Below are 20,667 nucleotides of genomic sequence, written 5' to 3' on the forward strand. Positions count from 1 at the left end.
TAAGATGACATGCATCTTATAATAGAAGTTTCTTGCTTAAAACGTTGACGTTTTTATTGATTTTGTTCAGTTTTCAAAGATCAATTTTCTTCACCATCACCAACGACAGCTAAATAATTATATCAATTCTCAATACGAAAGTCAACACTTTCTTATCAAAATTATTATTTTGATAAATCTTTTATAGAAAGTGAAAAATCATTTGATCAATACCAATTTCCTTGAATGACGAATAATCACTATACCATGATTTGAAAGAAGAAGTCAATATCTTTCCCTAGAAATAATTATATAAAAATAATGAATATTTGCATTTAAATTGAATTGTATTTACGTCACTGATTTAGCGACGGATTAATAATATAACATAGCGTTAAGTTCAGCACAATAACTATTTTTAAAATGGATTTATTTAACTGAAGTATTTTTTCCTCATTATACATCAAACCTATTCATTCTTAGGTATAGAACAGGAATTTTTTGGAATACTAAGCTAAATCCATTAAAAGAGCATTTGTTTTTAAAAAAAAATGCTCTTTTTCCGTGTTTCTTCTATAAGAATTTCATAACGGAAGATCAACTTGAAAAAACATAAAAAAGCTTCCAAAAGGAAACTAGTTAACTTAAGTTATGTAGACAAGCCGCTTTTGCCGTAGAATAAAAGCAAGTTTTAAACCACCACTCCTCAAAGTGGGTGTTCGCAGAAACCTTCCTGCCTGTCCTTAAAAAAGGCGTGTCATTTCAGTCTCAATTTAAAACTCCCTATTACAGCTTAAAGGTTAAAACTTTATATCGTTACGTACAATGCAGCTTGTATTCATATACTACATGAATTGGTTGTTGTGTTCAATGGTAGTTGTTGCCCTCTATTCCTACATAAACCTTTCTGCTTAATTAACGTAAACCACAAGGTGGTGCCGATATTCGATTGGTTCCGGCTTGTTTAATTCTTTAATCATTCGTGGTGTATTTTAGCCAGATACTATGTTTCCCGAAATCCACCTGGCGAAGCCTTTATCCAAAGAATTTAATCGAGTCTTTTGACAAGCAGATCAAGAAGTGCAAGAACATTTTGCACCTGACGAATGAATATGGAACAGCTCTGCCTCTTTCTGAAACCTCTTGCTCTTGGCAATCCAAATGTACACACTGTTACGGTCCACCCTTCGCATAATCGGCCCGGACAAAATAACCGCAAGGCCCATTAAGCATCACCCCCTCCATTTCAAAGTGTCCTTATAAGATATTGAAAAGCGGGATGGGGCGTGAGCTGGCTTTTACGGGCGTGGCATTCCAGCTTTTTTAACGCCTATTTCGTCATAAAAAACTGTACCTCTACATATTAGGCTGTATCTAACATGTAGAGGTACAGTGCATTTCTATCGGTTGTTTTTTCATTGCATGATATTTGGTGCCGTGCCAGGTCGTGCACCCACTTTCTTTTTCGAATTTTTTTCTTTGCCTTCCTTTACTGGCGATGCTCCTGCTTCTTGTTGAGCTGTTTTTGCTTTTACTTTCTCAACTTTAGGTTTTACTCTGCTTTCTTTTATCGCCGCTGGTTCCGTGCTTCCTTTTTCGGTCTGGCCAAACATTAAATGCAAGTTATCAATCAATTTTAAATCTAAAATATCCATATTACCAATTGGTTCTGTTTTAAAGCGCGCATCTATTTTCTTTTTCGTCGTTGTTTCTTTTTCTGCTGTTTTTTGTAAGGTTGTTACTGCTTTTTCTTCCTCACCATTAGATCTGATGTTATTTGCTTTTATAATTGGAGGCTGCATTCTTTCCGATTTTTTGTTGCTAAGCATTGAATTCAACATATTAATAATTTGCGGGTCAAAAATATCCACATTTCCAAAATAGGCTGCCATCTGAATAATTAAGTATTTAACAGACTCATTTGGATTCTTTTGCCCCACTGCCCAATCTCCAACAATATCGGGGCAGGCAGGACTTGCCGTTTTGATTTGAATCGTTGGTTTCTTAACCTCTGACATCATAATCTCCCCTTGTTTATTTTAAAACAGCTGATTTTCATGAGGAGGAATCTTATACAGATTCCTGTCATTTTGATTTTAATCGGTTGCCCTTCAACTTCTTATTTTACAGCGGCGACTAATTCATCCATGTAAATGTTATTAAATGTGTTTAATCCGTTTACGTTCATATCCACTGCATATTCAGCCGGAATCCACAGCAACTTAAAACGTTCTTCTTCAGCAATCTCCATTAATTTATCGTACAGATGATCTTTTAATAAAATAGAACCTCCGCCATAGACAACCACTACATGAATTTCTTTGGAACGCATATTATCGACGAAGTTCAGCACGTCTTCAGCGATATCGAATGATAAGTTTTCTAATGGTTCACCATTTAAATCTGCCAGGATATCTTCTTTAAACGCATGAGATTCTGATTTAACAATTTCAGAAACATCTTGTCTTGTATACGATTTTTTCTCTTTCCAGACACTCACTACAGATTCAAGCGCAACACCTAATCCGTATTCCAGGCCTTCGCTGTGTTTTAATTCATATCCATTTGTAATGATGAGTTCCGTTGTCCCATCGCCAATATCAACATGCATTAGATTTTTATCTTGAAAATACGAACCGTCTAAGTCTTCATCCATGCCATACTGCTTTATAAATTCTTCAAACATATCCCCAGAACGGTAGTTTCCTTCTCCATCTTCAATAATTTCGAACAATGGAGGCGTTCCTTCAGCAGAGACACCCACATATCCGAATGTCACTTTCACAATCACTTTTAAATCACTTTTGATATTTACCGTTACCATGTGAGTACCGGTCTGGAACCGCTCTTTAAATGTCTTTGCATTTACTTCGTTATAAACAGAAGCAGGTAAGCACGTAGACATGTTAACCGTTACGTCTAATACATCATTATTTTCAATCTTTTTTCTTTCAGCAAAGTGTTTTTGTACGGTTTTTACCGCCACTACCCCAAGAGTGTTGATAATAGGCAGATCCTGTTCGTGTTTCTTTCCTTTTTCCAGGTTCATGTTTTTCACTTTACTAGCAGCCACCCCTGCCATAGCTGCATGACCTACTAACACTCTCGTATTGTCTGCCAGCTTAACTGCGGGGCTTGAAATTGTAATATCAATATTGGTATGGAGCTCTTTTATAGCTTCTTCAAGGGTCGTTTTCTTTTCAGATCGCGGCTTTGAGATTCTAGCGAAAACGTTTGGCTGTTTAACCGCAACTCCATCTACTATCAGCTTGTGCTCACTGTTTCCATTATCGTTTGAAACAATCAATTCATACGTGTTTTTCATCCAATCATCTCCTTTTAAATAAGTAATTAATCCCCAATTAAAAGTTATACTTCCCTTTAAAAAATGAAGAATAATATTATAGGTTATTATTCGATACTATTAATTATTCTTTTAACTTACATTTCTATGAAAAATTCTTCCGAAATCTCTCAGTGGGGCACAATAAAACGTAAAAATCTAAAGATGCCTATTTCATCTTTAGATAAGCAGACTGCGCCTTGGATCATCTGCACTTATCTCGACAGAAAAATTCAGGCCGTATAGAACTTGACTTAAAACAATTGAGGAAACCGGCCTACAAATTACAGGCTTTATGCCGGAGAAATTTAGGCAGAAGGATAATTAAAATTAAATGAAGAGGATCTTGTAATTATTTGTAACAATGTGAAATAAAAAAAGCAGCTCCGGATTGGAACTGCTGCTCTAACTATCTTGTTCTTGAAGATTTATCAGAATTTTTCTCTGATTTTTCTCTTTCATCAACGCATCAAATTCTTCCATTTTTGTTTGGCAAACAACGTGCCAAAAATAAAAACAATTAATTTAAATTTTTTCAAAAGTTCATCATATTAAAATAAGACGAACTTGGACGATATTGTTATTATGTCCCAATTCATCTAAAAACGTCCAGTTATAAACATTATTCATCTTCCCCAATCCTTTTTTGCTAATCAATTCCAAACGTTCGTATAACAGCTTCATTTATTGACGCAATGTTAGGTGCAGCAAGCCTCATTGCCAATTAACGCGCTTTTTTCTTTTTCCTGGATTCGCTAGACACAGTTGTCCATATGTGCGGCCGGTATACAGGCCCTTTTGGATCCGGATCAATGTACGGAAAAAAACAGGTTCCGAGATGGTTTCGACTTTCCCTTCTTTTATACTGTACTGATGATATTCACCATGCTCATATGTCATGCTTTTTAATTGGCCTTCATCATCAGTAAAGCAGACAAATGCTTTCAAAACGCCTCTTTCTTGAAGGTGCATCATAAATTTGGACACTCTTAACGATTGATCATTTTCTAGATTCTCGTGCAGAAGCATGAAAATTCCTCCTTTAAATGGGTCTCTATATCGTTTTCACTTTTCATAACTGCCAAAAAGGACAATGAGTAATTATAGTCACACATCTGCCGGTTTGTTTTCTAGTCGATCATACTCCTTCTTTTACCCATCACCACATACATTTATCCCTAATTTTCAAAGAAAAGTTATCGGCAATAAATGTCTAAAGCATTGCTCAATTAACAATTTTATTCATAAGAAAAGAAAGCCCTCTGAGCCTGGAAGAATCACCAGCCTGAGCAAAACAAGAAATACACTAAAAAGAACAAACCCAATCCCAAATAGAAGATTTGAAAGTAAGTTTGTCCATAGTGTTCCGGCGGAAAAATCCTGCTTTTTCTATTTTTAAGGGTGTTGTTATTTTTTGTCCTTGACTGCTTCTTCTTTTCTTTTTCGAAAAAAAGAAAGAACAGGACCAGCAACTATGAAGAAAAGGAAAACAACGAATATAACTAACTCGGCTGTTTCCATCACATAAAAAGGATTCAGCGAATTTCTTATGGAAGTGGCCACGTCAAATCCTGAGAGAACATCTATGCTCAAAGAGAGAATTCCTAAAAGCACTGTCATTAACAGAGAAACACCCATGATTTTCATTTTCAGCATCCTTCCTTGTAACGTGTTCTTTATAAAGCTTTCGTAAAACAGAAAAATGCTCAGGGCATTTTTTATACAGAATCAGAAATTTTAAGTGTTTTGCAAGAAGACAAGCAGCCACACTCATTTCAAGAAAGATGCATAAAAATAGGCACAATTTAGATACGCACTGAATCAGCATCCTCTTTGATGCTTTTTAAAAATAAGGTGGTTAACATATCCATGACAGGCTCATCATTTTTAAGACAGGCCCTTTTATAAGCGAAAGCAAGAGTTCCTATCTAATTAACACCCTGTTCCGGCTTGTTCTGTCCCGTTTTATTCTTGTTTTTAAAAAAAGCAATCACAAGGAAGAAAGCCGGGATAATGACTTGAAAAGGAAGGTGCATGTAAAGAGGGACAATATGAAGCCCCTCCTGAATGTGTTCCGTATAATTGCTGGCCATTGTGATGGATAAAAATAACAGAACCGCTCCGAATGGATAAACCAGCTGTGAAGATTTTTTTATCGCAAACAAATTTGCGGCGCCTGTGACAGCCGCATAGAAATACACGCTCACCTTAAAGAAAACAGTGATCAGTGTGGTGAGCAGGAAAAAGATGTCCAATCGTTCCAAAAACTCTGCCACTTCAATGGTCTGTATGGCAGAAAGAAGGGGAAAGTCGGAACGCTGCACGAGGTCAACACCGAGAACGGAGACATTAAGGGCCTTGGTCAGGGCTAAGATCAGGCCGCTGACTGCAAGGGCGAATAACCCAGTTTGCTTCGCCTTTTTAGGACGATTCAAATACGGCAAAATCATGGCAAATACGAGTACTTCACCAAATGGAAAATACAACGTTTCTTTAAATGCTGTTTTCAACACCGGCAAATATCCTTCTTCTAGAACCGGTTTTATGTTCGCATGCTGGATTACACCGCTGAGACCAAGCAAAAGTAAGCTGCTTAAGAAAATAAAAATAAGGAGTGGGAAAAGTAATTCTCCCGTTCGGGCCAGGACCTCAATGCCCTTGCTGACTGTATACATAATCACTAGGACTAGCAGGGCATTCACTACAAATAACGGGGTATCTGGAAAAAAATTTATAATCAGTAGTTCTCCAAAATCCCGTACGACCCTTGCTGCAAGGTACATAAAATAAAGCACATATAAAAAGGCCAGTATCCGTCCCAGAGCTTTCCCGAGTATTTTTTGCGCGTATTCTGTTAATGGAATCTCGGGATAGTATAAATAAAGGCCATAGTAGACTAAATATAAGCAAAAGCCGCCGGCCATTCCAACGAGAAAGGCCAGCCAGATATCCTGTCTCGCCGTAATTCCGACAGGAAGAAATAGGGCAGTGCCCAATTCGAAAAAAATAATGAGAACGAAGAACTGATAGGCACTGATTTTTGCTTTTTCCACTGATTTTTCACTTCCTCTTTCTCAACGGTTGCCTTCCATCTCTGATAAGTACGATTTATTTCGTAAGCCATTTCGCCGCACAAAAGCCTCTACCTTTACATCCACTTCCAGTTTAGGAAAAGTCACATCATTCCAATCATCTTCTAGCTTTTTCCACGTCTTCGGATCAGCCTCGTGTACCTTTTCACCAAATCCAAAAATGTCCGACTTGTTCTCTTGGGTCCGCTTTATTGTCTGTTCTAACTGTTTTTTGATTTCTTTATTCAATGCCTTTTCTATATCCAAAATCACAGCCGGCTCCGTTAGGTCAATAGCGGTTCTAATCTCTCGAATATCACCTTCTGCACGGACGTGAACGGTTATTTTCGGCTTTCCATTCTTTGTTTGAACTGAAACCTTTGTTTTTTGACGGATGACGAGATAAGAAACAGCCTCTTTCTCTTCTTTCCAGTCCACCTCAATATCCGTTGTTTGAACTTTATCGAGTATCCATACTACTCCCCTTGCCATTTCTCCTTTGTACACGTCGATTAACTTTCCTTTTTTAAAAATCGCCAGACCATCAGCATAAGCAGACGCTTCAGGATGAGACTCCTGAATATTCTCCATCTTTTTCCCGTCTTTGCTATCCCCTTTCATGTAAAACCCGCTGAGGACTGTTTCTTTGCCGGGAGAGGTAAAATTTCTGATTAAGTCTTGAATAGTGACGTTAATATGCTGTCCTTTTAATTCTTCCGTCGTTTTTAATGTCTTCAGCACTCGTTCAGCTGGAATTTTTTCAATGCCTGTCAAGGTTTCAATAATTTCGGAAGCTTTTACGTCATGAGCAATGGCAACGGTCATGGTGGTGCGGATTTCCGGATCACGTTCAAAGGCGTCTAAAATCTTGACGATGCCTTCTTCTTTTGCCAGCTTGTCACTGATCACCAGCAGGTCTGCATGAGCGTGATATAGCCTTCGCGGGATTTTCTTGGAGGCATTTTCATGTGCTTCGAGTACCGTATCTCCTGTTGCCTTGTATACAGTGACAGAGGGGTTTGACCCGCCACCACCGCCTTGAAGTCCTCCTGCTACATTTCCGGGATTGATAATTTGAAGCGTCTTAACATATTTGCCTTCTTCATTTAGATCCAGGCCAATGGCAGAGATAACCGCAAGCTCATTCAGCTCTTTCTTGCTCCAGCACCCCGATATAAATAGGGTGCTTGTCATCATTAGGAGGAGCAACATCCATTTACGATTCATTCTGGTCACCTTTTTCTGCGTAAGGATTCACCATGTTAGAAGTTCCGGGAGGTTTTGGCTTTTGATACTTGCCTTCACGAATCTTATTTTGACCAGAGACCATTTGCGGTCTTTCCTTGAAAGCCCAAATAGGCTTGCGGACAAAAGTATCTCCAGTTTCCTCCGAAATAAACGGGGAGAGCGGTGACATATACGGAACACCAAATGAACGCAGGCTGCAAAGGTGGACAACCAGCATAAGGAAAGCCAGAAACATTCCATAAAAGCCAAATGTTGCGGCGCTGACCATAAAGAAGAATCGAACCAGGCGGGCAGAGATGGCAACCGCATAAGAAGGGGTCGCAAAATTAGCGATCGCTGTTATCGCGACGACAATGAGCATGGCAGGGGAGACAACTCCCGCCTGTACAGCTGCCTGCCCAATGACGAGACCGCCGACAATGGAGACGGTCGCTCCAATCGCTTTTGGCAGCCGTAGACCCGCTTCCCGCAGAATTTCAAATGTTATTTCCATGATAAGTGCTTCGACAAATGCTGGAAAAGGAACAGATTCCCGCTGTGCAGCAATAATGATGAGCAGCCCTGTTGGAATCATTTCCTGGTGAAAGGTCGTAGCCGCGATGTAAACGGCAGGACCGATAAGCGAGATCAGGAAGACAATAATGCGCAAAGCGCGGATGGCTGTTGCGATATCAAAGCGCTCATAATAGTCTTCCACAGATTGGAAAAATTGTATAAATAGTGCAGGAACTAGCAACACAAATGGCGTTCCTTTTACCAAAATCGCAATCCTTCCTTCGAGAAGGTTGCCCGCGACTGAATCGGGCCTGTCTGTGTGGTAGACAGTTGGAAATGTGGTGAATGTCTCGTCTTCAATCAGCTGCTCGATATATCCCGATTCAAGGATCCCATCAATGTCAATCCTTTTTAGCCGTTTGCGTACCTCATCGACGATTTCTTTTTTGGCAATCCCCTGTATGTACATAAAGGAAACGTCTGTTTTTGTTACTTTGCCAATCTTCATGGATTCCGTCCATAAATCTGGACTGTTAATGATCCGGCGGACCATGGCTACATTGGTCTCGAGTGATTCAGTAAACGATTCTTTTGGGCCTCGGACGGTCACCTGTGTCGTCGATTCCTCGATGGACCGTTTCTCTCCGCCTTGCGTGCTGATAATGAGTGCTTCAGGGGCTCCGTCAACAAAAATAATCGTATTCCCTGAAAGCAAGGCAGGAAACAGGTCATCCCATTTATTTACTGGCTTAATTTCACCATGGGCCAATACCTCTTCCATCATCATTTCTAAAACGTTTTTGCGATCAAAATTTTGGGGTAAAGACGGCGTATGCATGATCGACTCAATTAAAAAATCGTTAATGGATTGACTGTCAACCATGCCTTTCACATACAGAACAGCTGTTTTTATCTCAGGGTTATTGCTCATTTTTAACGGCCGGATGACGATGTCTGAACTGTTTCCTGTTTTCTTTTTGAGGAATTCAAGATTCAACGATAAGGAGGTATCGATAGCCGTTGGTACTTTATTATTCGGTTGATCTTGACTGTTTTTCTGTTGATTCTTACTTTCCTTCTTTTGCTTTTTGGGTTTTAAAAATGAAAACATAGCACCGATACCTTTCTTTGCTTTTCATTTAATTATGTCCCGGAAAATTTCCTTTATACAAGACTCACCATCATTCCTTTTTAGATGTTGAAATCAAAAACATCGCACACTGTTACTGGTACTTTATGGTGATCATGACTATATTTTAGTGATGATTAAACCTTAAATAAAAAGCTCTGTTAAACAATACTATTGATTTTCAGCGAAAAAAAAAGACCGATTTTGATCGCGATCTTTTTGTATACCTTATTGAACTGACGCACCCGTTAGCCATCCATGCCGCACTTCGCAGCACCACAGATGATGAAATATTTATTATTCTTTCATGGGAGTTTAAGTATATTGTTTCACGAAGTTAATAAAATATACTTACATTTTGTATAATATTCTCGATTAGCATTATCCGCTTTTTTAACATTTGTTTACAATGTCATTTGACAAGAAAATCAACAAATTCCGATTTTGTTGGAAGATCTGATACACTCATGAAGGTTTTTATTATTTACAGTCTTCTCATGGACATACATTTCTAATGCGTGAATTATAGTTACTTCATGCTTCTCTTCTAAAAACGTCTACCTTACTAATTCATCTCCCGCTCGCTTTACTTAAGCATCCGCCTTATTTAGGTGTGTGCTAATATCTCGTCGCTTTCTTTTTTGCAGACATGGAAGCAAGTGCAGATTCATTGAACCCTTTCACGATGAGCCATACTGCTAAAATCATTTCATTAGCAAATACTGGAAGAGCCAAGACAGCACCCCAAAAAGAAACTTGTTGAATTACACCAAACATGACTAACAAGGCACAAATAAAAATGAGAGCTGCCCCTGTCATACCCAAGATGGGTATAAACCTGGGTACAAGCTTGGATTTATACAATATATAACTGTACATCATTGTATTGATGCCCAGCATAAAATTGGGGCCAAGCATAAATGTCCAGTCATGTATTGCTTTTAATACTATGCCTGAAGTTTGAAAAGAGGCGATATCCGGGGCTCCTGCTGCTACAAATTCCCGGCTTAAGGTCAATAGGGACAGTACGCTGATTACACCAACAGTAATGATAACCGCTTCAAGAAACCTGAAGCAGACATGCCAAAGAGCTATTGTTTCATTATACTTTCTTAAAAATGGAAACATTGCAGTTGAAGTACCAATCGCTGATGCGACAAGTATTAACTCCATAAGCGCTCCCAGTGTCACCTGGTTGGCGTGTTCGGAACCTTTAATCAGGTAATCGGGACCTTTTAGGATAGGGTCGTATAAAATAAGACCTGTTATCGCCGTAACGGCTGCAAGTAAAAACAGTACTCCCACAATTTTTGCTGCTTTTTTGTTTGAATTCATTTTTATCCCCTTCTTTCAATAAATTCATAAACAGTAAAGCAAAAACAATTATCGTTCTTACAGCTTCGTGTTGGCCCCATAAAAGAATACCTCTTCCAACGGTAAGTTAAAGGCGTGAGCAATGCGAAAAGCCAGTTCTAGAGATGGGGAATAGTTTCCCTTTTCAAGAGCCACGATGGTTTGTCTTGTTACGCCTACCTTGTCAGCCAATTGCTGCTGGGTCATTTCATCATGGTTGAATCGTAATTTTCGGATGTGATTGTCGACAAGGCTTTTGCCCATATTAGACTCCTCTCCGATAGTGATAAAGTTTCGTAACGGAGCCGGTCACATCGGAAATGAATCCTGAAGTGATCAGGATAATAAACATCACCTGTGACGGCTGATAGACGACCAGCGATCCCATTGCAAGAAGAAAGCCGAGGACAAACACAAAAAAAGAATTTCGATTCGCTTTCAAGTCAATTAACTTATCCAGTTCATCCGCAAATGTTGGTTCCTTTTCTCTGGTCGTAATTCTAAAAACAATGTTAAAAATAATGCTGATAATGATATGGGCGACTATTGAAAACAAAGTCAAGACGAGGACGAAGGAACCCCAATAGCGAAAGGTTTCGGTCGACTCCAGCCCCCCTTGGGGATGCTGCGGGTACATGTACAAACAAAAAGATCCGAAAATGAGAATAGCGCTGATCAACGATACGATGCTTTTCTTTTCTTGATAAGTCACGGTTTCCCCTCCTTGTACGTTCACTTTTACGTAAAGTAAATCTTGTTATACAAAATGTAATATAAACTATACATAAAGTCAAGTCTAGATTACACAAAAAAAGCCGGACATCGCCTAATAGGGCAATGTGCCGGCCTTCGTGAAGACGCGACTGGTTAGGGGAATTTAAGAAACGAACTATTGCATAACCGATTTTCCGAGCTGCAAAATATCAACAGAAAGCAGACCAAAGCTGAAATAATACAGTGCACGATAAGACTGACAGAAAACCGGTCCTGCTTTTTGATCAGTGTGTTAATGCTGCCGCCCTAAAAAGATTTTTTCTTGGTTTATTGCCTTTGTACTTTTAGAATTTTCATACCTACAAAAACAAACTTTATAAGCCAGATCCAAAATTATTTCTCTCTTAACGTACATTCTATTTATAGCCAAAGTAAAAATCAGATGTATAAACGAATATACTGTTTGAATGCTTTTTTCTTTTTATAATGGTTGTGTTAAATGTAAATGTTCATAAATGAATAAAAATTATGCAAAACGGGGAAATAGATTGGGTAAATGCTGATGATTTTGAAAAATGTGGGTATCAAATCATTTCATGAAAACAACTTTTAAAGAGATTTTTCAATTAATTCAAGAGAAATTAATTTTCTTTCTTTACCGAATCATCTAGCAAGGCAAATTCCACTGTAGCCTCCAAGAGCCCCTATTTCCAAAACATTTTTACTCCCTGAAATGGATATAAGCATGGCTAAAAGTTTTCCGGAGGAGGGAGAGACCGATATAGAGGGCATTCCGTTTTCTTTTATAGACGAAATGACTTCCTCCAAAAGAGCATCTTGGTTATGAAACACTGAATCGATATAACTGTTAAATTGTTTCATTCAATTCAATTCCTTTCTCGCCATTATCTAAAGACTCTTTACTATCCAATGAAGAATTTTCCATTTGTTTATTTTTCTTATTCGGTATTTCCATTGTTTTATTTTCATGTATCTCAAATAATTGAATAAATTCGTTGATTATCATATCAATGGCTTTTGATTCACCCTCTAAAAATTGACATATAACTAAACTAAACTGCTTTTTTAGTGCAATAAGAAAAACCTAATCCCATTTTTATCAATTCCGGCTTGAACACCCCTACCTCAAGCTCGTTAAGTGGGGGGAGTTCAAGTGTGTCTTCAATTGTCTACCGCTTACGTTCGATGGTCTCATTAATCGATGGTTTAACCGGCTCCAACTCCTTTATATCTTCAGAGATAAATTTATCGCTTGGCTCATCCTTTGCTGGTTCTAAATAGTTCTCCTGCGGATCTGCATTTGGATTCCGCACTTCCTCTTTATTTTTCTCAAATAATCCAGCTAAAGATTTATCTTTGTTTGACATTTTCTTTTAGCTCCTTCCGCATTTTTCCTTTTGATTTAATGAATTGTTTTCCTTTTTTATATGTCCCCTAAAATAGGGTCGACTTTATATGAATAGATAATTTACCGATCTTTTTTAGTTAGACAGCTTAAACTAAGCTGTCTAATCTTCCACTACCCCAAATGAAGGGACATATTTAAATACTTGCGTCATTGTTCATCCCTTTTAAACGAACATATATTGCCGATAATAAAATCATCTTATCCTTTTACCCCATTCAGGGGGGTATATAAGCCAATCAAGAGAAAATGTTACCCCAATTTAGGGGGCATATTCTCTATTTAATGTTTTTTCTTTTTCCCTTACACCATTCAAGAGAACACATTTTATGGTTTATAAAAAGATGAAATTCACCTTATTGATAAGCTTATATCTTAGAATTACGCTGCCTTCTATTTTCAAATCCCCTCTTTCCTTTTGTTCGCAAAAACAGCGCATATCATTTTCAACACTCTGCTAACTTGAATTTCACTGTCTTTATCCTGCTTTTTATGAGGTTTCTTGCCTGAATAGCTTAACAAAAACCAACATTATTCTTAAACAGAGCTTAAAATTAAAAAGCACTTTGAGTTTAACCCCATTTAAGGGGACACATTTTAAATTGAATAAGCAGTCTGATCTTAAACCCTGTTTAAGAGGACATATCACCCTAATTCACAGGGCATATGGGACCAATTCACAGGACATATCACCCCAAATTGAGGGATATATAACCCCATTTTAGAGGACCTGTTACCCTATTTAAAAGGACATATAGGCTTCTAATCCCTTGTCATGACTCACTTTAAAGGACCTCTTAACAAAGAAAACATAAAAAGCAATTAAAATAGATATATGATAAAAACATAAAACGGCTATTTTGGAGTTTATTTAGGTAACCCCATAAGAAGGGACATATTGCAGTTTCTTTACATTTATGCTGTCCAGCTTTTTCTTTTCAGAAAACTTGGCTAGAATAGACAAAGAATACCATGCTTTCCAAAGAGGTGAATCTGTTATGAAGAACCGTCAGCTATCTCTTGACGATGAAATGTTTCATGCCAATATAAAACCGGAATATTGGGTGAATCAATCCACAAGTCTTATTAATATGGCTCAAAATCTTACGGTAACAGAACGCCGCATTATTTATTCTTTAATCGCTCTCATTCAACCGGATGATGGAGATTTCAAGACATACGTCCTTAGCGTAAAAGACCTTGCCCAGTTAATCGGTTATAAAGGCAAAAGTTTTTATAATCAAGTTGAAAAAGCGATTGATGGGATTATGAAAAAACAGATCACCATCTACTCTACCGACGGAAAGCAACGAGTTGTCGATAAAATTCAATGGGTGCAGCAAGCCACTTATTTTCATGGAAACGGACAAGTAAAAATTAAATTATCCGATGCTCTTGCTGAATACCTCCTAAACCTTGAAAAGTTTACAAAGTATCGCTTAATTAATGTCCTCCGATTAAACAGTGAATATTCCTGGAGGATTTATGAATTTTTAAAAGAAGATGAATGGAAATCCCGATCCATTATACAGAATAAAACCAATAAGACCTGGAAATCCCATAGAATTATGTATGTAGAGGAACTAAGGCAGCTGCTCGATGTTCCTGATGATACGTTGAAGCTAATGAAACATTTTAGAGCGACGGTATTGGAGAAAGCAAAAAAAGAACTCAATGAAAAAACAGATATTGAATTTGACTATGAAGTCCATTCAAAAAAAGGCAGACGAATCGAATCCTTTATTTTTTACATAAATCCAAGCCAACAGTTCCAAGATCTCCAAACAGGTGTTGATTCTACAATGGAGCAGGTGCAGTCACTAGTGAATGTACTGATAAAGAATGGCGTAAGAGGAGATGCAGCGATTAAATTAGCGGGCAAGTATCATTATGATTACCTACGCGCAAATATTCGCTATGTTATGACAAGCACCTCAGCAAAAAGGAACCATGCTGGTTATATTATATCGGCTATTGAAGAAAACTATGCTGGTTATGAAGGCCCGGTTGAGAAAACAGAAAAAGATCCATTCTACAATTTAATCCTCGGTCAGGTAGAACAGCGGCTCAGACAAACGAACGAACGAGATAATCAATCCCTTGAACGAATTGTTAAAGCGCATGAAAGAATGTTGATGGAAAATCCAGATGCAGATATTAAATATATTGTAGAGAACCGCAAATCCTCTGTTATATCCGAGCTTGATAAAATAGAGTCTGTTAGAAACCAGCAAAATCACCCTTCCCTATCAGCAGATGATATTTCAAACCAAACGATAAAAGACATATTCAATGAGTGGCAAGCGCAAATAATAGATGTGTACTAAAAAAAAAGGAACGTGCACGCCAGTCGGAACTGACCCCCGTTTTTGAGACAAAGATCAAAGCACCTTTTAAACAGCAGCTGCCGGTACTGGATCCGTGACTGGCTGCTTAGAATAGCCGTCGTAGTACTTCGCAGCTCGTCGAGATAGAACTTTTCAGACTTTAGCCAGGTATGAACCGATTCGATGGAGGCATTACCATGATGCGGCCGATTCGGTGTCTGGATAACGTAAAACCGCCCTTCAGCAATTCTATCTTGATTTTCCGAGTAACATAGCGGGCGTTCCGGTTTCACTTAAAAATCTCGATAATAGTACCTGTTACAGACCTTTCGAGCGAGAAAGCCCACTCCTTCAGGTGTAAGATGATAGCGAAATCGAACCGGGCACGTCTTCAGATGGATAACATGAAAATATTTAAGTATGTAATAAGACCTTCGCTGAAAATCATTAAATGCTAAAAATCAACAATAAAGTTTACAGAGAGCCTTTATTTTAAACATGCGACCTGCGTGCAAAGTCTATAAATCGAAATTTATCAGGCCTATGCCTCGATTCTGTATATTGAAATAGGCTTGCATCATCTAAATATACATAATTTTTAATCACAACTATATTGTGAAATTCCTCTAAATCCAACAATGTTTGATCTTCTAATGAAGGTTCCTCCACTACAATTTCTTTTTTGGCAAAACTTATGGTTAAGTTTAATTCGTTTTCAAGATAGTGATAAATTGAATTTTCACATATCTCTTTCGTTAGTTCAGGGACATACTTTTTATTAAGATAATCCTTATCCAAAATAATCTTCTTTCCGCCAATTTCTCTCGTTCTAAGTATTTTCCAAACCAGGTCTTTTCCAGATAACTGGAGCTGTTGTTTAATGTAGCTGTCTGCTTTAGATAAGGAAAGCTCATTTACAATGGTCTTTGGCTTGTTCCCTATTTTTTCTGCAAGCTCTTTAAAGCTGATTAAACCAGAAACAGGGAAATCAAATTTGCTTCTGTCGATTACAACTGACCCTTTCCCTTTAATTTTTTGAATGTAGCCTTTTTGAGATAATAGATTTAAGGCCTTTCTAATTGTTTCCCTTGAGGTATTATAGCGGTCTTTGAGTTCATTCTCTGAAGGTAAAAGCGTATAAGCTGAAATATTTTCGCTTTCAATTTGTTCTGCAATTTCCCTATAGATGGTTAAGTATTTGTTTGTCATATAGAATCTCCCATCATCAAAAATCAAATGTCCGTAAAAAATGACAATATAAAAGGAGGGAGAAAATCCCCCTCCTTACTGCTGTACTGTTTAAGATGCTTTTTTGTTGAAAGTAACCTTAGACATTCTCGTTTTCGCAAATACAATTGTTAAAATAAATGGTACCACAATCGCTGCAACCATAGCCACTGCGAACATGACCATGTGCTGAGGCTGGATAGACAGAATACCTGGCAGGCCTCCAACACCAATTGAGTTAGCCATTACATTGCTTCCTACAGATATAACGGCTGCAGTTAGAGATCCAATCATTGCCGCTAAGAACGGGAAACCGTATTTAAGGTTGATACCGAAGATTGCTGGTTCTGTTACTCCTAAGTAACAAGAGATAGCAGCTGGAATAGACACTTGCTTTTCTTCTTCATTTTTTCTGTTAATATAGATCATTGCTAAAACAGCAGAACCCTGAGCAATATTTGACAAAGCGATCATTGGCCACAAGTTTGTTCCACCAAGTTCGCTCATGAGCTGAAGATCGATTGCATTGGTCATATGATGCAGTCCAGTGATCACGAGCGGAGCGTAGGCAAATCCAAAGATGGCAGCAAATAACCAGCCGAATGATGAAGTTAAGCCTGAATACACAGCATTAGAGACAAATGAGCCAATGCTCCACCCGATAGGTCCTAAAATAGTGTGTGCTATTAGAACAGTTGGAAGTAATGCGAAAAACGGTACAACAATCATAGAAATGGCATTTGGAACGATATCACGTAATTTACGCTCTAGGAAAGCTAATACAAGACCAGCAAGAATAGCTGGAATAACTTGCGCTTGGTAACCAATCATTTCAATCTGTGCAAAACCAAAATCCCATACAGGTATATCGCCTGCTCCTGCTCCTGCTACTCCATATGCATTAAGAAGCTGAGGAGAAACAAGGGTAATACCAAGAACGATACCTAGAATTTGTGAAGTCCCCATTTTCTTTGTAATCGCCCACGTAATACCAACGGGCAGGAAATGGAACACCGCTTCACCAATTAACCATAAGAATGCATGTACACCAGTCCAGAACTGGGAAACTTCTATAAGTGACTTCGTTCCGTCCTCCAGCATTTTTATGTCACCGATTACATTTCTGAAACCTAAAATAAGACCTCCGACTACAAGTGCCGGAATTAATGGCGTAAAGATATCCGCAAGATGAGCGATCATTCGTTGGAGAAAATTCATATTTTGCTTGGCTGCAACTTTTGCATCTTCCTTGGAAGCGCTGTCTATATCTGCGTATTTAACAAACTCGTTAAAGAATGAAGAAACCTCATTGCCGATGATAACTTGAAATTGACCCGCTTGTGTAAATGTTCCTTTTACAAGCTTAATGGCTTCTATTTCTTCAACATTCGCTTTTTTTGGATCTTTTAAAACAAAACGCATTCTTGTTGCACAATGTGTAACTGCAGCAACGTTATCTTTTCCTCCAATGCGCTCCAGTAAATCTTTAGCTGGATCTGTATACTTACTCATTTCTATACCCCCTGGTAAATCGGACTGAATCCAATTCTTTCTTTTCTACTATAATCAAAGCTTTATATGTGCTGGATCTGTTTACGCTTACAAATAAATCCACCATGTATATACAAGTTTTGTTTACGTTTTCATCTTATCTTGTATATACATGTTTGTCAACTGGAATTTTTCAAAAAAAACTAGTAGATTCTTGTAAATACTTTAATGACCATGTTTTATGACCACATAAAAAAGAACCGTCTATCTAATTGCTATAGTTAAAGTAGCATTTAGGTAGACGGTTCTTTAGCGGTGCCCGAATTATTTTGACACTAGCTTAGGAGCAGTATATTTGAAATACCAGCTTAGCGGTCTGACAAAACGTATTGGAGGCAGAATCATAGCAAAAATCATTTAAAAGGCGGAGGGTCAGGGAGGACCTGTTTTTTCACCTGCTGGCTTATCCAATAAAAGAGCATTATAAAAATAAGAGATAAACTGTTATTTTTTGTTCAAAACAGATTCAATTTTTTCAAGGTGTATTTTCATTGGAGGGGCCTTCAAGAATTTTGTGTAAATGACGAAATCCCTTTTCTTGTAGACCGTCATTTAATCTATTGATTTAAACATCGCTGCGAGCTCTGCACGGGCCTGATCGAAACCGGTGTGGCAACGCACGGTGAAGCGCTGGTTGTATTCTTCGAATTGGGAAACGAGAAACCGTTCCAGTGCTTCTTCGTTTGGAAACTGTTCTTTGCGCTTTGTATATTTCTTGATCTGCTTATTAAATGACTCGATTAAATTTGTGAAGTAGATGCTTCTCCAAATCGATTTTGGAAAGTAATAAAACGTGAAAATAGAAGGGTTTTCCGCTAGTGGCTTTGTCACTTTCGGATAGGATGGCTGCCATTTGGAACAGAACGCTTCAAGTGCTTTCTGCCCGGCCTCTGCGCTTTCAGCGCGATAGACCGCCTTGAAGTCCCCGCAGATTTCCGCCCGGTCTGTCACACGCACTTTGTGGGCAATCGTTCGGGCAAAGTGGATAAGGCACGTCTGGTGCCGGGCGTCTGGATAAACACTAAACATACTGTCGTTGATGCCCTTCAGGCCATCCGAAATAAACAGAAGGACTTCTTCTGTACGACGCTCTTTCAGGTCCAGAAGCAGCTCTTTCCAGACAAAGGCCGACTCGGTAGGCGCGATCGTGTACGCCAGCACTTCCTTTCAGGTCAAAACCGTATACCCGTCTCTAGCTTTGCGTGGCAAGGTTTGTCTCTTTGCAAGCTGATAATTTTTGTTTGTCATGTCCGCTTTTAGGTTTGGCGACCTCCTGCAGCTTACCGTCTTAACAACCTTTTTTTGCCGTGACAATGGCTATCCGTTTGTTCAAAGTAATTTTATCTTTCGAATGAGCCAATTACTTAAAATGACATCTATTAAAAAACCAGCAACTCCTCACACTTTTCGCCACACTGACATTAGTATGCTGGCAGAAGCGGAAATCGATATAACGACAATCATGAGACAAGTTGGCCACGATGGTATGAAAACAACAATGAAGATTTATACACACGTTACGGATAAAAAGAAAAAGAATGCTACACAAAGGATTAAAAATCACTTTGGAAGCATTCTTAATTTAACAAAATCGCAAGAAATGTGAGTGAAATGTGATTTTTTAGTTATTCATAATCTTAAACTGACGCTTTAAACCTTAATATATCAACGTTTTACAGCATTAGTCTGAATAATGCAGAAAATCTTATATTAAAGTGATTTCAAATGTTCAATGCGTTTTTCTAATGGTGGATGAGTCGAGAATAGTCTAGAGAATTTTCCCTTGCCACTAATTTTAAAAGCAGCAATAGACTTTTGACTATCATCAACTAAGCTGACGGTATGTCTTAATGATTCTAATGCATGAACCATATTCGCCTTTCCACCTAATTCGGCAGCCAATTTATCCGCTTTAAATTCACGTTTTCTTGAATGCCAAAAGATAATAGGGCTGCTTAAGAGGCTGAATAGAATATCGAAAACGATCGAAGATACAAAGTAAACAATTCCAGCCATTTCTTCTTTTACAAAACTTGAAACAATTTTTGAAGCAATACGAGAGAAGAAAATAACGAATGTGTTGATGACACCTTGCAATAGAGTTGTTGTCACCATATCACCATTCTTAATGTGTGCTATTTCGTGTGCGATAACTCCACTAATCGCATTACGATCCATTCTATCTAACATACCGCTTGAAACGGCTACTAATGAACGTTTTTTACTTGGTCCAGTAGCAAAAGCGTTGACCTCTTGTGAATGATAAATACCGACTTGGGGCATAACTTTCAAACCAGCCACACGTGCTAAACGATATGTTTCTTCCAGTGCAAAGCGTTCGTGATCGCCACGCGGGGAATGTTTATCAATTAATTGAACACCCATAACCCATTTCGCCATTATACGAGACAGTAACAATGAAATGATGGAACCAGCAAAACCAGCGATGACACTGAAGGCAAGCAGGGAACCATAACCACCGCCACCAATATAACTTTCTACACCAAGCAACGTAGTGATGGTTGTAATTGTAATTAATACTAGAATGTTAACGAATATAAATAAGGAAATACGTTTTAACAATAAAGACCCTCCTGGTTTGTAATAAACTTTATCTTAATTAGGTTATCATCAATAATGAAACCTGTATTATATAGTTATATACGAAAAAGTAAACAAAAAGTTTCAAAAAATATGTTTTTTATTTGAATGCATTTTTCTATCAGATTTTACCGAAAGAGTACCCCTACTTCAATCATGCAAAGGGCAAAGCCCGATGATAAGTAGTTGGGTGAATTTCGGTT

General features: G+C 38.2%; 16 protein-coding genes, 1 other RNA gene and 2 pseudogenes. 2 read left to right on the forward strand and 17 right to left on the reverse strand.

Going from position 1 to position 20,667, the window contains the following annotated elements; genetic code table 11:
- Nucleotides 1-634: 634 nt before the first annotated feature.
- The 13 genes and pseudogenes from ssrS to NLX67_RS20805 form a co-directional block, all read right to left on the reverse strand.
- Nucleotides 635-816: non-coding RNA, 6S RNA (gene ssrS / locus NLX67_RS20745), on the reverse strand.
- 578 nt (nt 817-1,394) lie between these two features.
- On the reverse strand, nt 1,395-2,000 hold the full coding sequence (locus tag NLX67_RS20750) for a hypothetical protein (RefSeq protein ID WP_254313323.1): 606 nt from the start codon (nt 1,998-2,000) through the stop codon (nt 1,395-1,397).
- A gap of 98 nt (nt 2,001-2,098) precedes the next feature.
- The gene (locus tag NLX67_RS20755; RefSeq protein ID WP_254313324.1) at nt 2,099-3,304 is read right to left on the reverse strand and encodes a ParM/StbA family protein; all 1,206 of its coding nucleotides are present in this window, start codon (nt 3,302-3,304) and stop codon (nt 2,099-2,101) included.
- Between the two features lie 732 nt (nt 3,305-4,036).
- Complete coding sequence (locus NLX67_RS20760; RefSeq protein WP_254313325.1) at nt 4,037-4,351, reverse strand: hypothetical protein; 315 nt, start codon at nt 4,349-4,351, stop codon at nt 4,037-4,039.
- A 378-nt stretch (nt 4,352-4,729) separates the two neighbouring features.
- Nucleotides 4,730-4,969 carry a YczF family membrane protein gene (locus tag NLX67_RS20765; RefSeq protein ID WP_254313326.1) on the reverse strand — a complete coding sequence of 80 codons (240 nt, stop codon included), beginning with the start codon at nt 4,967-4,969 and terminating at the stop codon, nt 4,730-4,732.
- Between the two features lie 281 nt (nt 4,970-5,250).
- Nucleotides 5,251-6,375 carry a GerAB/ArcD/ProY family transporter gene (locus NLX67_RS20770; RefSeq protein ID WP_254313327.1) on the reverse strand — a complete coding sequence of 375 codons (1,125 nt, stop codon included), beginning with the start codon at nt 6,373-6,375 and terminating at the stop codon, nt 5,251-5,253.
- A gap of 21 nt (nt 6,376-6,396) precedes the next feature.
- Entirely contained in the window at nt 6,397-7,620 is a 1,224-nt protein-coding gene (locus NLX67_RS20775; RefSeq protein WP_254313328.1) for a Ger(x)C family spore germination protein, read from the reverse strand.
- Nucleotides 7,610-9,247, reverse strand: a complete 1,638-nt coding sequence (locus NLX67_RS20780) for a spore germination protein (protein WP_254313329.1) — start codon at nt 9,245-9,247, stop codon at nt 7,610-7,612. Before NLX67_RS20780 ends, NLX67_RS20775 begins: the two co-directional genes overlap by 11 nt.
- Nucleotides 9,248-9,883: 636 nt before the next feature.
- Nucleotides 9,884-10,600, reverse strand: coding sequence for a DUF4386 domain-containing protein (locus NLX67_RS20785; protein ID WP_254313330.1), 717 nt, complete (start codon nt 10,598-10,600; stop codon nt 9,884-9,886).
- Between the two features lie 57 nt (nt 10,601-10,657).
- On the reverse strand, nt 10,658-10,882 hold the full coding sequence (locus NLX67_RS20790) for a helix-turn-helix transcriptional regulator (RefSeq protein ID WP_254313331.1): 225 nt from the start codon (nt 10,880-10,882) through the stop codon (nt 10,658-10,660).
- A gap of 1 nt (nt 10,883) precedes the next feature.
- Nucleotides 10,884-11,330, reverse strand: a complete 447-nt coding sequence (locus NLX67_RS20795) for a hypothetical protein (RefSeq protein ID WP_254313332.1) — start codon at nt 11,328-11,330, stop codon at nt 10,884-10,886.
- Nucleotides 11,331-11,998: 668 nt separating this feature from the next.
- Nucleotides 11,999-12,214 (reverse strand): annotated as a pseudogene (locus NLX67_RS20800) (O-methyltransferase); the annotation flags it as partial.
- 308 nt (nt 12,215-12,522) lie between these two features.
- Entirely contained in the window at nt 12,523-12,720 is a 198-nt protein-coding gene (locus NLX67_RS20805; protein ID WP_254313333.1) for a hypothetical protein, read from the reverse strand.
- Between the two features lie 1,036 nt (nt 12,721-13,756).
- Between NLX67_RS20805 and NLX67_RS20810 the strand changes: the two genes are divergently transcribed.
- Nucleotides 13,757-15,085 carry a replication initiation protein gene (locus tag NLX67_RS20810; protein WP_254313334.1) on the forward strand — a complete coding sequence of 443 codons (1,329 nt, stop codon included), beginning with the start codon at nt 13,757-13,759 and terminating at the stop codon, nt 15,083-15,085.
- A gap of 492 nt (nt 15,086-15,577) precedes the next feature.
- Here NLX67_RS20810 and treR read toward each other — a convergent pair whose 3' ends face one another.
- The 3 genes and pseudogenes from treR to NLX67_RS20825 form a co-directional block, all read right to left on the reverse strand.
- The gene (treR, locus tag NLX67_RS20815; protein WP_254313335.1) at nt 15,578-16,294 is read right to left on the reverse strand and encodes a trehalose operon repressor; all 717 of its coding nucleotides are present in this window, start codon (nt 16,292-16,294) and stop codon (nt 15,578-15,580) included.
- A gap of 90 nt (nt 16,295-16,384) precedes the next feature.
- Nucleotides 16,385-17,824 carry a PTS system trehalose-specific EIIBC component gene (treP, locus tag NLX67_RS20820; protein ID WP_254313336.1) on the reverse strand — a complete coding sequence of 480 codons (1,440 nt, stop codon included), beginning with the start codon at nt 17,822-17,824 and terminating at the stop codon, nt 16,385-16,387.
- A gap of 591 nt (nt 17,825-18,415) precedes the next feature.
- Nucleotides 18,416-19,030 (reverse strand): annotated as a pseudogene (locus NLX67_RS20825) (IS256 family transposase); the annotation flags it as partial.
- A 79-nt stretch (nt 19,031-19,109) separates the two neighbouring features.
- Here NLX67_RS20825 and NLX67_RS20830 point away from each other — a divergent pair.
- Nucleotides 19,110-19,469: a tyrosine-type recombinase/integrase gene (locus NLX67_RS20830; protein WP_256520055.1), complete on the forward strand. Its 360-nt coding sequence runs from the start codon at nt 19,110-19,112 to the stop codon at nt 19,467-19,469.
- A 104-nt stretch (nt 19,470-19,573) separates the two neighbouring features.
- Here the strand turns inward: NLX67_RS20830 and htpX are convergent, their stop codons facing one another.
- Nucleotides 19,574-20,446 carry a protease HtpX gene (gene htpX, locus NLX67_RS20835; protein ID WP_254313337.1) on the reverse strand — a complete coding sequence of 291 codons (873 nt, stop codon included), beginning with the start codon at nt 20,444-20,446 and terminating at the stop codon, nt 19,574-19,576.
- Nucleotides 20,447-20,667 lie beyond the last annotated feature (221 nt).

The organism is Domibacillus sp. A3M-37 (assembly GCF_024213455.1).
GTDB classification, from domain to species: domain Bacteria; phylum Bacillota; class Bacilli; order Bacillales; family Domibacillaceae; genus Domibacillus; species Domibacillus tundrae.

Coding starts and splice junctions, on each gene's coding strand:
- NLX67_RS20750 (WP_254313323.1), bottom strand. CDS start 2,000: ATGATGTCAGAGGTTAAGAAACCAACGATTCAAATCAAAACGGCAAGT.
- NLX67_RS20755 (WP_254313324.1), bottom strand. CDS start 3,304: ATGAAAAACACGTATGAATTGATTGTTTCAAACGATAATGGAAACAGT.
- NLX67_RS20760 (WP_254313325.1), bottom strand. CDS start 4,351: ATGCTTCTGCACGAGAATCTAGAAAATGATCAATCGTTAAGAGTGTCC.
- NLX67_RS20765 (WP_254313326.1), bottom strand. CDS start 4,969: ATGAAAATCATGGGTGTTTCTCTGTTAATGACAGTGCTTTTAGGAATT.
- NLX67_RS20775 (WP_254313328.1), bottom strand. CDS start 7,620: ATGAATCGTAAATGGATGTTGCTCCTCCTAATGATGACAAGCACCCTA.
- NLX67_RS20780 (WP_254313329.1), bottom strand. CDS start 9,247: ATGTTTTCATTTTTAAAACCCAAAAAGCAAAAGAAGGAAAGTAAGAAT.
- NLX67_RS20785 (WP_254313330.1), bottom strand. CDS start 10,600: ATGAATTCAAACAAAAAAGCAGCAAAAATTGTGGGAGTACTGTTTTTA.
- NLX67_RS20790 (WP_254313331.1), bottom strand. CDS start 10,882: ATGGGCAAAAGCCTTGTCGACAATCACATCCGAAAATTACGATTCAAC.
- NLX67_RS20805 (WP_254313333.1), bottom strand. CDS start 12,720: ATGTCAAACAAAGATAAATCTTTAGCTGGATTATTTGAGAAAAATAAA.
- NLX67_RS20810 (WP_254313334.1), top strand. CDS start 13,757: ATGAAGAACCGTCAGCTATCTCTTGACGATGAAATGTTTCATGCCAAT.
- treR (WP_254313335.1), bottom strand. CDS start 16,294: ATGACAAACAAATACTTAACCATCTATAGGGAAATTGCAGAACAAATT.
- treP (WP_254313336.1), bottom strand. CDS start 17,824: ATGAGTAAGTATACAGATCCAGCTAAAGATTTACTGGAGCGCATTGGA.
- NLX67_RS20830 (WP_256520055.1), top strand. CDS start 19,110: ATGTCCGCTTTTAGGTTTGGCGACCTCCTGCAGCTTACCGTCTTAACA.